Source organism: Luteolibacter sp. LG18 (assembly GCF_036322585.1).
GTDB lineage: Bacteria > Verrucomicrobiota > Verrucomicrobiia > Verrucomicrobiales > Akkermansiaceae > Luteolibacter.
The window spans coordinates 4,403,331-4,416,065 of the sequence record NZ_AP024600.1 but is presented as its reverse complement, the minus strand read 5'-3'; the positions used below and the strand labels follow the sequence as shown (position 1 = coordinate 4,416,065).

Sequence of the window (12,735 nt, the reverse complement as noted above, 5' to 3'; positions counted from 1 at the left end):
TTGCCGTCGCTCAAATCGAGGACTCCTCGTCCTCGATACCACTCGCGCCCGCTGGCACGGCCCGGGTGGCGGACCATTCCTCGATGAGGCGGAAGGTCACCGCCAGAAGGGTCGGACCGAGGAACACCCCCACCAATCCAAAGGCGAAGGCACCACCGATGACGCCGCAGAAGATCAGCACGAAGGGCGTCTTGCTCTCGTGGCTGATGAGGTAAGGCTTCACGATGTTGTCCACCCCGCTGATGCCGAGCGTGCCCCACAGCGCCATGAAGATCCCCCACCCCGGCCGCCCTTGCGCGAATAGCCAGATGGTCGCCGGAATCCAGATCAGCGGCGGGCCGATTGGCAAAGCGGAGAAAAAGAACGTTAGGACCGACAGCAGCACCGCTCCGGGAACCCCCGCGATGGCGAAGCCGATTCCGGCCACCACTCCCTGGACCAAGGCCGTGCCCAGGATGCCGTAAACGACCCCGCGCACGGTGCCGCCCGCGACGTGGAGCAGGTGCTGGCCGCGCTTTCCGGCGATGCGGTGCATGCCGGTGGAAAGGCGTTCCGCCAGGGCGCGACCATCCCGCAGCAGGAAGAAGGCGAGGAAGACGCTGAGCAGGATCTCGATCGCACCGGTGCCAAGCACCCGGCCGGCGGTAAAGAGCGCGCGTTGCAGCCATACAGTGGCCTGGCCGAGTTGACCGGCCATGCGCTCGACCAAACGGGACGATTCGGCCTCTTTCTTGCCGGCCGTCGCTTCATCGGAGAGGACGCCAGTCTCCGTGGCCGGTGCGTTCGGCACCACGGGCGGCGGCTCGTGGAGCGTCATTTCATCGCCATTCGGCTCCGCGATCTTGGGGCGCGGCGGGCGCTCCTTCGCGGCTTCGTCGAAGCTGTGGATCCAGCGTTTCCGGTCCTCGGCGAAATCCCGCCAGTAGGCCGTCATCTCATCCCCCACCACCGGGGTCTTCTTCATCCACTCCGGCGGCTCGTCCGGCGCGGATTCGAACCACTTGCGGGTCGCGGTGCCGAGCGCCTTGGCGTCGTCCGCGATGCTGAAACCGATCAACACGAACGGGCCGACGGTCACCAGCGTGAGTGTAAGCGTCACCAGGATGGCGGCGAAGGTGCGGGAGCCGCGGAACCACTTCGTGAACCGCTGCTGGAGCGGCCACAACGAGTAGGCCAGCACGATCGCCCACATCAGGGCGGAAAGAAACGGCCGCAGCACGAAGAAGCAGCCCAGCAGGAGCAGGAGCAGCCCGACCGTTCCCAATACCGGCTCGATCTTCCGCTCTCCCCGTCTGGCCGCGTCGTCGCTCATCCTCGCCTGCACTCTAACGGAGCTTCGGGGAACCGCCAGCCTGATTCTCGGAACAGACCGGGGAATCATGCATTCGGGTCGCAAACGGTCGATTTCATTGGCATTCCACCCGGATCCGGCTGAAATAACAGAACCTCGGATGGAGACCCCTCCCAAGTTCACCCGCCATGTCTGGTCGCAGCTCTGGCGGCTCGCGAGGCCGTTTTTCTTCGGCAAGACATGGAAACGGGCGTGGTTCCTCCTGGGCGGGCTGCTCACCCTCTCCCTGCTGGTGACCTACGTGGGCATCCGGGCGAACCGGGCGAACGGCGAGTTCGTCAACGCCCTGCAGGGCCGGGACACCCCGGGCTACACCTACTGGCTCGGAGTCTATCTGGCCACCTTCGCGCTCTCGATCCCGCTGGCCGCGTTCTACCGCTACTGCGAGGAACGGCTCGGCCTGAGCTGGCGCGACGTGCTCGCCCGCACGCTGATGCAGCGGTACTTCCACAACCGCGCCTACTTTCACCTCGGCTCCAGCGACACGATCGACAACCCGGACCAGCGTATCTCGGAGGACGCGAAGAACTTCACGGTGACCACGCTCTCGTTCCTGCTCATCATCATGAACTCGGTGATCCAGATCGTGGGCTACACCGGGGTGCTGATGGCGATTTCCCCGCGTCTGGTGGGCGTCCTGTTCGCCTACGCGTTGTTCGGCACCGCCGGGGCCTACTTCATCGGGAAGCGGCTGATCGGGCTGAATTACATGCAGTACCAGCGCGAGGCGAACTTCCGCTACGGCCTCGTGCGCGTCCGGGACAATGCCGAATCGATCGCCTTCTACCGCGGCGAGCGCCGCGAGCTCAACGACCTTCGCGGCCGCCTCGGGGCTGTGGTTGGGAACATGCTGGTCCTCATCAAGTGGAACCGGAACCTGGCGTTCTTCACCACCGGCTACAACTCGCTGGCGCTGATCCTGCCGGTGCTCTTCGTCGCGCCGCTCTATCTCCGGGGCGAGGTATCGTTCGGGGACATCACCAAGGCCACCGGGGCCTTCGCGGTGGTATTGGCCGCGGTGTCGATGGTCATCACGCAGTTCGAGAGACTCAGTGCTTTCGCCGCGGGCGTGACCCGTCTCGGCGACCTGTGGGACTATCTCGACGAACGGGACGCCGAAGACGACCTCGACACCGAGGGCGAGAACATCGACATCAGCGAGGAAGAGCGCACCGTGATCCTGGAGAACCTCACGGTGAAAACCCCACAGGGCGAGCGGGTGCTGCTCAAGGACCTCACCTTCAAGCTGCCTCCTGGCGGCAGCCTCCTGATCATGGGCGAAAGCGGCTCGGGCAAGAGTTCGCTGCTGCGCACCATCGCCGGTCTCTGGAGCTGCGGCGAGGGCTTCATCGGCCGGCCGCCCTACCGGAACATGATGTTCCTGCCGCAGCGGCCCTACATGATCCCCGGCAGCCTGCGGAACCTGCTGGAGTATCCGGGCGCGAGGCAGAAGCCGGACGACGAGAAGCTGCGCGCCGTCCTCAAGACCGTGAACCTCCGCAACCTCGCCGGACGCGTCGACAACGACTTCGACCGCGAGGCGGACTGGGCGAACATGCTTTCGCTCGGTGAGCAACAGCGCGTTTCCTTCGCCCGGCTGTTGTTGAAGAAACCCGCCATCGCCTTCCTCGACGAGTCCACCAGCGCGCTCGACGAGCCGAATGAGGAACTGGCCTACGCCTATCTCAAGGAACACCGCTACACCTACGTCAGCGTGGGCCACCGCTCGACCCTGCTGAAGCATCACGACTGGGTAATGAAGATCGGGAAGGACGCCACCTGGGAGATCCGGAAGGTCTGCGACATCGAGCTGCCCGAGGCCGGGCACCACGCCGGACCGGGGTTGTAGGTTCTTACTTTGGCGTGCTGCGAGCAATCCTGCCCTTTACCCACATCTCCGGAGCAAACCGTGGCCGCGTTGGTGACAACGTGGGCAGGGAGGATTCACCCGAGCCTGTGCATCCGGTTTCTCGCTTTGGATTCGCGCCAACCCTCCTGAGCCCCGGCGAGGGGCGACGCAATCCAGCCGGGGCGCGCAAGCCCCCGGTAGTTGAGGGGTAGGAGCAAGAAGCCCGGTAGGGCGACGCAACCGGAGGCCAAGCGACAATCCAAATGAACATCCGCATCCGCCGTTCAAAGGGTGCCGGATCACCCGAAGAAACAGGACGGGCGGATCCGCCTGGAGAGCGCAGGCCGCGTCGTCCCTTCCGGGACTTGAAGATTCCGCCGCGATGCGATCCGGGGGCTTGCGCGCCCCGGCTAAGTTACGTCGCCCTCCGGGCTTGGAACTGGCGGTCGCTGGATGGGGACTGGAGCCACAAGGGTGTGGGTGGCCCCACCCCGCCCACGCTGTCACCAGCGCGGCCACATCACGTCGCGCGATGTGGGTAAAGGGCAGGAGCAATCGCCGCACTCCAAAGAAGATGGAATCCATTTGCCCGGGAGGCCGGGCATGCCATGTTAGGACCGGAATCGTTCTTATCCCTGCATGTCGGTGAAGTTCCAGGATTACTACGAAACGCTCGGTGTCGCCCGCGATGCCGGCCAGGACGAGATCAAGAAGGCCTTCCGCAAGCTGGCCCGCATCCACCACCCGGACGTGGCAAAGGACAAGACCGGGGCCGAGGAGAAGTTCAAACAGATCAACGAGGCCTACGAGGTGCTCAGCGATCCGGAGAAACGGAAACGCTATGACCAGCTCGGCGAACACTGGAACCAGCCGGGCGGTCCGCCGCCGCCCGACGCGGGCCCCGGCGGGTGGTCGTGGCAACCGGAGGACGGCGAGGCCGCCTTCGAATTCGGCGGCACTGGCTTCAGCGACTTTTTCGAGCGCTACTTCGGCGGCACCCACGAGGGCTTCGGCCGTTCGCCGCGCGGGGCTGGCGGGCGCGGCGGATTCCAGCAGCGCGGCCACGACGTCGAGGCCGATATCCTCGTTTCACTGGAGGACGCGCTCCATGGCACCCAGCGGTCGATCACTCTGCGCCGTCCCACCGGCGAGGCAGACACCTTCGACATCCGCATCCCCGCCGGGCTGCGGGAGGGACAGAAGATCCGGCTCGCGGGCAAGGGCGCGCCCGGCCACGGCGGTGCTCCGGCGGGCGATGTTTACCTCCACGTGCGCTTCGCGCGACATCCCGATTTCCACGTCGACGGCATCGATCTGGAATACGATCTCGACCTCGCTCCATGGGAAGCGGTGCTCGGCGTGGAGGTGCGGATTCCGACGCTCGATGGCCCTTCGACCTTGAAAGTGCCGCCCGCCACCGAGGCCGGCACGCGGCTGCGCTTGAAACACCGCGGGCTGATGGGGCGGGACAAGCAGCGCGGCCATCTCTACGCCACCGTCCGCATCCAAGTGCCCGCCTCCGTCACCCCGGACCAGCAGGAACTGTGGCAGAAACTCGCCGGGATATCGAACTTCAACCCGAGGAACCCGTCATGATCAATTTCGTCCTCATCCAATCCTCCGTGACCATCGAGGTGGAACCGGAGGAACGGCAGCACTACTCGCTGGACGAAGCCGCCGGTCGCGCGACGATCCATCCGGAGGTGCTGCGTTACTACTGCCGCGCGGGATTGCTCGGCGCGGCACGGGTCGTGGAAAATCCCGAGCCGGTGTTCGATGACGAGGCGGTGTATGCCATCCGCCGGATCGAGCACTACCGCCACCACCACGGCGTGAACCTCAAGACCCTGCCGCTGATCCTGAACCTCGTGAGCGAACTCGAGCGGCTGCGCGATGAAGTCCGGAGATTGAGAAGCTGACCACCTCATGGGCACGCCGCGCTTCCAATCCATCGAGGACTACGTGACCTCCCAGGACCCGGTGAAGGAGAAGACTCTCCGCCGGATCATTGGGCTCATTCTCACGGAGTTTCCGGAACTGGAGGCGAAAATCGCGTGGAACCTGCCGATGATCCACCGGCAGGGCCAATACATTGCGGGCCTCGCCGCCTACAAGCGCCACCTCACATTCGCGCCGTGGAGCGCGGAAGTCATGGCGGCGTTCAAAGAGCGTTTGGAGAAGTTCGTCGTCTTCAAGAACTGCTTCCAGATCCCGGTGGATTGGGAGGTGGATGGGGCGCTGATCACGGACCTCGTGAAGGCCCGGCTTGAGGAGCTCTGAGGAGTTGAGGCTTTAGCCGAGGAGGGTCTTCAGGGGGGGGGGGGAGGCTATCGAGAAGTTTGCTGGTGTTCAGTTTTAAGGAAGAGAAGACGGGCTTCCGCCAAATCCGCTACAGCATTTTTCAAAATACCGTAGCCGGAGGTTCATCGAAATCGCGTCTCGCTCCACCCATTCCCAGAGGTGATTCTGGGCATCTGCCGAGGCTCCACGTCTCCGCATGGAAGATGAATCCTACTCTCTTCGCCTTCGGAAGGAGAACTACTGATTACACTGATTTACTGATTAAGAGTGATTTAAAAACTCTTCAATCTGTGTAGAGGTGGTTTCAAAAGTCTGAATCGGGGCTTGTACGGCCCGGCCTTGTGTCTATGAACAGAGAGCGTGCTCTACGAGTTCATGATCGATGGGGTGTGGGGACGCGTCTCTCCGCTTCTGCCAGACACCAACTCTTTCGGCCGCCCACGTTGCGCCGACCGCGATGTGCTCGAAGGAATCCTCTGGGTGCTCAAAACAGGTGCCCGTTGGCGAGATCTTCCCAAGCACCTGCCCAGTGCCTCCACCTGCTGGAGACGGCTCCGGGATTGGGAGGAGGACGGCGTGTGGGATGGACTCTGGAGAGCTTTCATCGCCCAACTCGATGCTCAGGATCTGCTCGATTGGGAGCAATGCTTCATGGACGGCAGTTTCGCTCCGGCCAAAAAAGGGGGCTCTGCGTCGGAAAAACCAAGAAGGGAAAGGGAACGAAGTGGATGGTGGTGGCGGACGGCCAGGGTCTTCCTCTGGGAAGCACCCTTGCCTCGGCATCGCCCGCAGAGGTGACCTTGGTGTTGCCAACATTGGCGGATTGCAAGGAGAAGACCGGTCGTTTTCCGAGGCGATTGATCGTTGATCGAGCCTATGATGCCGACCATCTCCGTCGCTTCATGCGCCACCTCGATGGAGAGTTGATCTGCCCGCACCGCCGCAACCGCAAGCGAGCCTCGATGCAGGATGGGAGGGCGTTGCGCCGTTATCGGCATCGATGGAAAATCGAACGGCTTTTTGCCTGGATAGGAAATTGGCGGCGACTGATCGTACGCCACGAACGGCGCATCGAGCTATATAGCGGATTCTTCAAGCTCGCCTGCATCATGATCCTCGTTAGACACTTTTGAAACCACCTCTAATCAGCGTAATCAGTTCATCTGTGGTTCCTTCGCTCCACGGCCTAAAGAGCGACATTTGATTTGGTGCCGCCATTTTTCAGAGCAGCGCGCGCGGCTACGCTTTAACACAAAATGCTGTAACGAAGGTCTTCCCTTTTTGCGTCTCTTCTTGCGCCTCTTTGCGGCTGAAATCTCTCCAGCCTCCGCCCCCTGAAGACCCTCCTCGGCTGAAGCCTCAACTCCTCACCCCAGCGCGACCGCATTCGCGGCGGCGTAGTCGCGGGCGTGGGTCAGGCTGATCTTCACCTCGGTGATGCCAACCGACTCCGCGTAGACCTTGCCGGTGCCGGTGAGGACAACGGCGGGCTCACCGGATTCGCGGCGGATGATTTCCATGTCCAGCCAGCCGAGGTCCTTTCCGATGCCGGTGCCGAAGGCCTTCGCCACCGCTTCCTTCGCCGCGAAACGCGCCGCGTAGTGCAGCGCCGGTCGTTTTTGGGAGGAACAGTAGGCGCGCTCGCCGGGCGTGAAGATCCGTTCGCCAAAGGCCTCGCCGTGACGCTCCAGCGCCTCGGCGATCCGCTGGACCTCCACCACGTCGATGCCAATGCCGATCAGTCGCATGCGCCGGTCGGATAGGTGGCCATGAGCTGCTTCATCTGGCGCACGGCCTCCATCATGCCGACCCGCATGGCGCGGGACACGATGCTGTGGCCGATGTTCAGCTCGGTGAGGTGCGGCACCGCGAAGAGGCGGAACAGGTTGCCATAGTTGATGCCGTGGCCGGCGTTGATCTGGAGGCCGAGCGAGTGGCCCAGCCGCGCGGCGTCCGCCAGTCGCTGGACCTCGGTCTCGACCGCGTCGCCTTCCGCGTTCGCGAAACAGCCGGTGTGGAGCTCGACCATTTCCGCGCCCAACTCGGCGGAGGCCTTCACCTGATCGAGATCCGGATCGATGAACAGGCTCACGCGGATGCCCGCCGCCTGGAGGCGGCGGATACAGTCACCGGTTTCCCGGCGGCGGCCGACGACGTCCAGCCCGCCCTCGGTGGTGACCTCCTCGCGGGTCTCCGGCACCAGGCAGGCGAACTGCGGGCGGAGCTCCAGGGCGAGCGCGATCATCTCCTCGGTGATGCCCATTTCGAAATTGATCGGCACGCCGATCTCGGCGCGGATCAGCTTGGCATCCCGGTCCTGCATGTGGCGGCGGTCGCCGCGGACGTGGATGGTGATCGAGTCCGCGCCCCCTTCGATGGAGTCGTGGGCGGCATCCACTGGCGAAGGCTCGGCATTCGGGGAATCCGGGAGAAGCGCGTAGCGGGCCTGGCGAAGGGTGGCCACGTGGTCGATATTGACGCCGAGCAGCAAGGACATGGTCCGCTGTTGTATCCCCATCCGGGCCGGGCCGCAAGGCTTCCGGGTGGGAGACGCTCCATTGTGTCCAAGGTGTCACCACGGCGGGTTTGAGGGCTCCGGGAGGAGGGCAAGGATGCGCTGCTTTCCTAACAGCGCCTCCCGAGCTCATGCACGCCTCCCCATCCTCCCCCGGCCGCAAGGCCGCCGTCCTGATTGGCACCGCCGGTCTGGCGGCCATGCCCCTCGCCCCGCTGGCCCACGCCGCGGCGTTCACCGCGGGCAACATTGCCGTCCTCCAGGCGGACAACGCCAGCGCGAACAACACCACGGCCACGATCGTGGAATTGAATCCCGCGACCGCCAACCAGACGCCCGCCAACACGCTCGCGATCCCCTCGACGGGTTCCAGCGCCCTGCGCATCAGCGGTTCCGCCACCAGCACGGGCTACCTGGCAAACTCGAACGATGGCACCCTGGTCTGCTTCACCGGCCACAATTCCACGACCACCAGCGGCAACGCCAACACCATCCTCGCCCGCGGCGTGGGGAGCTTCGATCCCTCCGGCACCTATGCCCTGCAGGCCACCTACACCGGTGGCAGTGGCAACCAGACCCGCAGCGCCATCAGCTTGAACAACACCGCGTGGTTCATCGGCGACCAAGGCGGCGTTTACACGAACGGCTCCACCTCGGCCAGCCCGTCCGGAAACTTCCGCAGCGTGAAGAGCTTCGGCGGCGCGGCCTACATCTTCCAGGCCAGCGCCTCGGCCGCCCCGGTCAGCACCCTTTCCGCCCCCAGCGGTTCGACCCTCGTGGGCCTCCCCGGCCTGCCGATCGGCGACAGCAACAAGCAGGACTTCTACCTCGTTTCCTCCGGCGACAATGGCGCGGCCTTCGACGTGCTCTATGTCCTGAGCTCCACCGGCATCGCGAAGTATTCGCTCGTCAGCGGCTCGTGGACCGCGAACGGCAGCTACACCCTCAGTGGCGGCGGTTTCGGCCTGGCCGCCGTGGACAATGGCAGCGGTGCTCTCCTCTACGTGAGCACCGGCACCGGGGGCACCGCCGCGAACAGCGTGCTGAAGCTCACCGACACCGCGGGCTACAACGCCACCATCAACATCACCACCGCGAACAACGTCACCCTTTACACCGCGCCCTCCGGTGCCACGGTTAAGGGCGTGGCCTTCGCCCCGGTGGCGATCACCCTGAGCGCCCCGTCGTTCTCCACTCAGCCCACCGGCCAGACGATCTCCACCGGTGCCACGGCCACCCTGACCGCCTCCGCCAGCGGCAATCCCGCCCCCACCTACCAGTGGTATCAGGGGAACGCCGGTGACACTTCCAATCCGGTGTCCGGGGCGACCTCCGCCAGCCTTACGACCCCGGCCTTGAACGCGACCACGTCCTACTGGGTCCGCGCCACCAACAGCCAGGGCTCCGCGGACAGCAGCGCCGCCACCATCACGGTTTCCAGCCTGACCAATGCGGATCTCGCCGGGCTCACGCTTTCCACCGGCACGCTCTCGCCGTCCTTCGCCACCGGCACCCTCGCCTACACCGCGGGCGTTTCCAACGCCACCACCGGCATCACCGTCACGCCCACCAAGTCGGACGTGAACGCCACGATCACCGTCAATGGCACCGCGGTGACCTCCGGCCCGGCCAGCGGCAATATCCCGCTCAACGTCGGTGACAACGCCATCACGGTCGTGGTGACCGCGCCGAACGGCACCACCACCAAGACCTACACGGTGACGGTCACCCGCAATGGCCCGACGCTGGCCACCGGCGCGATCGCCTTCACCGGTTTCAACGCCGATGGCACCGACGACCTCGCCTTCGTCGCCCTCGCCGACATTCCGGCGGGCACCCAGATCTATTTCAACGACAACGAATGGAACGGCTCGGCCATCGGCTCGGGCGGAGCCTTCAACACCGGTGAAAGCGAATACCGCTGGACCGCTCCCGCCGGTGGCGTGACCGCGGGCACCATCGTGACGCTGAATTCCATCTCGGGCACGATCACCGCCTCCACCGGCAGCGTGGTTTACACCGACTCGACCAACCCCGGCATGAGCAACGGTGCCGACACGGTTTATGCCTTCCAGGGCACCTCCGGCACGCCGACCGTGTTCCTCGCCTCCATCACCAATGCCACCGGCGCGGATGCCGAGATCGGCGGCACCGGCCTCACCGCCGGGGCCACCGCGGTGGTGCTGCCGTCCAGCGCGGACGGTGCCCGCTACAAGGGTGCCCGCTCCGGCCAGTCCAGCTTCGCCGCCTACCTGTCCCTGATCGGCAATGTCGCGGCGAACTGGGAAGACGTCGGCGGTGGCGATGGCACCAGCTACCTCCCCTTCTCCACCACCGCCTTCACCACCGGTGCCGGTCCGGCCAGCGTGACCATTTCCGACGCGTCCGTGACCGAGGGCAACAGCGGCACCGCCACACTGGCCTTTACGGTTTCCCGCTCGGACAACACCGGCGCGTTCACGGTCGATTACGCCACCGCCAATGGCACGGCCACCGCGGGCAGCGACTACACCGCCGCCTCCGGCACGCTCACGTTCACCGCGGGCGGCGCGCTGACACAGACCGTGAATGTCACCATCACCGGCGACACCACCGTGGAGACCGATGAAACGCTGGTGGTCAACCTGACCAACCTCGTCAACACCACCGGCACCGCCTCGATCTCCGATGCGCAAGGCAACGGCACGATCGTCAATGACGATGCCGCGCCGAGCGTGCCCTACAGCAGTGTGAGCCGTGACATTCTCACGCCGAACACCGGCGTCTGGCCGTCCGGCGGCGTGACCGTTGGCAGCACCCAGTTCGTGAACCTCGGGCTCCAGGGCGTGGGGCGTTTCGCGGCCAACTCCATCGATCCCGCCACCGGCGAATCGCTCGGTTCGATCTCGGACATGCAGGTCACGAATTTCGTGAACAACCACAACGGTACCTGGAGCGGGCGTTTCAACTTCCTCCCGGACCGTGGTTACAACAGCGGCTCGATCTTCTCGAACTACGCGGCGCGCATCAACGCCTTCGACTTCACGTTCACGCCCTACACCGCGACGGCCACCACCACCGCGCAGAACCAGATCGCGCTGAGCTTCGCCGGTTCCACCCGCTTCACCTACGACCACGATGGCAACGCGGGCACCGCGCCGGTCTTCACCACCGGTCTGAACGCGGACAGCAAGACCACGCTCTTCGGCACCACGGTCCCCTCCGTTTCCGGCACCAGCACCCAGAGCGATGGATCGGTGAGCAACCGCCTGACGCTCGATTCCGAGGGCCTGATCCTCGACCGCCGTCCGGACAAGACCGGCTCCGGCTGGGTTGGCGACGAATACGGTGCCTACATCTACCACTTCAACGCCGCGAAGCAGATCGATGGTCAGGTCCAGCTTCCGGCCGTCCTCGTGCCGCACACACCGGTCGGCACGATCAACTTCAACGGCACGCCGAACAACGGCCGCCGCGACAACCAGGGCATGGAAGGCATCGCTCAGAGCCCGGACGGCAGCCGCCTTTTCGGCCTGATGCAGAGCGCCACCATCCAGGACTCCGGCAGCGGCAACCAGGGCCGTTCCAACGCCCGCCTGTTGGTTTACGACGTGTCGTCGTCCGCCACGCCGACCACCCCGGTCGCCCAGTATGTCGTGCAGCTTCCGCGTATCGCCACCACCGGCGGCAGCGTCGACCGCACCGGTGCCCAGAGTTCGATCGTGGCGCTCAACAACCACCAGCTTCTGATCCTGTCCCGCGATGGCAACGGTCGCGGCGCGTCGGGTTCCCCGGTGTTCAAGTCGATCCTGCTCGCCGAGCTCAACGGTGCCACCAACATCAACGGCACCTATGACAACGAAGCCGCGGCGGTCGCCCCGGGCGGCGTGCTCACCGCGGGCGTCACTCCGGTGTCGTGGACCGAGGCGCTGAACCTGATCGGCAAGCTCGACCTCGGCATCGCGGAAGTCGCCAAGTTCGGGCTCAATCTCAATGCCGCCCCGGGCGACATCAACAGCATCTGCGAGAAGTGGGAAGCGCTCGGCCTGGTGTCCGTGAACGACCCGGCCTATCCGAACGACTTCTTCCTGTTCGTCGGCAACGACAACGACTTCCTCACCTCCGGCGGCAAATACATGGACGCCAACGGCGCGATCCAGAGCTACAACGGCGGTTTGGAAAACGACACCCTGGTGCTCGCCTACCGTGTCCGCATCACTCAGCCGAACGCCCCTGTCACCACCTGGCGCGAGACGCACTTCAATGTCACCAGCGAGGACGGCCTGCTCGCCAACAACGCCGACTACGACCACGACGGCGTGCAGAACCTGGTGGAATACGGCCTTGGCATCGACCCGGCTTCCGCCACCGGCGCGAATGGCCTCGCCGCCCTGCCGACACTGCTGAAAGGCTACAACGATCCTTCGTTCGAGGACCGCCTCGCCCTCCAGTTCACGCTGCCCTCGCCCAATCCGGCCGACGTCACCTACCTCGTGCAGGGCACCGAGGACCTCGTGACCTGGACGAACATCGCCACCAAGACCGGCACCGGTTCTTGGAACTGGCTCGGCGGCGGCGAGTCCCGGATCAGCGCGGCCAATGGCTCCGGTTCCATCACCTTCATCGTCGGTGACAGCGTCCCGGCGGATGGCGACCACCCGAAGCGCATGATGCGCATGAAGGTGACCACGCCCTGAGTTTCGGCTCCATCGTTACCGAAAGGACGCGCCCGGCGTGGGT

The 12,735-nt window shown here is 64.9% G+C and carries 9 protein-coding genes; 6 read left to right on the top strand and 3 right to left on the bottom strand.

Annotated features, from left to right (window positions below; all coding sequences use genetic code 11):
• Positions 1-10 precede the first annotated feature (10 nt).
• A complete protein-coding gene (locus tag llg_RS17395) occupies positions 11-1,312 on the bottom strand; it encodes an AI-2E family transporter (protein WP_338286055.1) in 1,302 nt (433 codons plus the stop codon).
• A gap of 139 nt (positions 1,313-1,451) precedes the next feature.
• On the opposite strand from llg_RS17395, the gene llg_RS17390 reads away from it, so the two are divergent.
• The 5 genes from llg_RS17390 (at position 1,452) to llg_RS17370 (ending at position 6,634) form a co-directional block, all read left to right on the top strand.
• Positions 1,452-3,200 (top strand): ABC transporter ATP-binding protein/permease, encoded by a 1,749-nt coding sequence (locus tag llg_RS17390; protein WP_338286053.1) that lies wholly within the window; start codon positions 1,452-1,454, stop codon positions 3,198-3,200.
• A gap of 639 nt (positions 3,201-3,839) precedes the next feature.
• Positions 3,840-4,796, top strand: a complete 957-nt coding sequence (locus llg_RS17385) for a J domain-containing protein (protein WP_338286051.1) — start codon at positions 3,840-3,842, stop codon at positions 4,794-4,796.
• Entirely contained in the window at positions 4,793-5,119 is a 327-nt protein-coding gene (locus llg_RS17380) for a MerR family transcriptional regulator (RefSeq protein WP_338286050.1), read from the top strand. Before llg_RS17385 ends, llg_RS17380 begins: the two co-directional genes overlap by 4 nt.
• 7 nt (positions 5,120-5,126) lie before the next feature.
• Positions 5,127-5,480: a DUF1801 domain-containing protein gene (locus llg_RS17375; RefSeq protein WP_338286049.1), complete on the top strand. Its 354-nt coding sequence runs from the start codon at positions 5,127-5,129 to the stop codon at positions 5,478-5,480.
• Between the two features lie 665 nt (positions 5,481-6,145).
• Entirely contained in the window at positions 6,146-6,634 is a 489-nt protein-coding gene (locus tag llg_RS17370) for an IS5 family transposase (RefSeq protein ID WP_338286048.1), read from the top strand.
• 234 nt (positions 6,635-6,868) lie between these two features.
• Here llg_RS17370 and acpS read toward each other — a convergent pair whose 3' ends face one another.
• Together acpS and llg_RS17360 are read right to left on the bottom strand one after the other, a co-directional pair.
• Positions 6,869-7,249 carry a holo-ACP synthase gene (acpS, locus tag llg_RS17365; RefSeq protein WP_338286046.1) on the bottom strand — a complete coding sequence of 127 codons (381 nt, stop codon included), beginning with the start codon at positions 7,247-7,249 and terminating at the stop codon, positions 6,869-6,871.
• Complete coding sequence (locus tag llg_RS17360; RefSeq protein ID WP_338286044.1) at positions 7,240-7,998, bottom strand: pyridoxine 5'-phosphate synthase; 759 nt, start codon at positions 7,996-7,998, stop codon at positions 7,240-7,242. The genes acpS and llg_RS17360 overlap by 10 nt, the downstream gene beginning before the upstream one ends.
• Before the next feature lie 149 nt (positions 7,999-8,147).
• Here llg_RS17360 and llg_RS17355 point away from each other — a divergent pair, with 149 nt between their 5' ends.
• On the top strand, positions 8,148-12,692 hold the full coding sequence (locus tag llg_RS17355; protein WP_338286042.1) for an esterase-like activity of phytase family protein: 4,545 nt from the start codon (positions 8,148-8,150) through the stop codon (positions 12,690-12,692).
• Positions 12,693-12,735 lie beyond the last annotated feature (43 nt).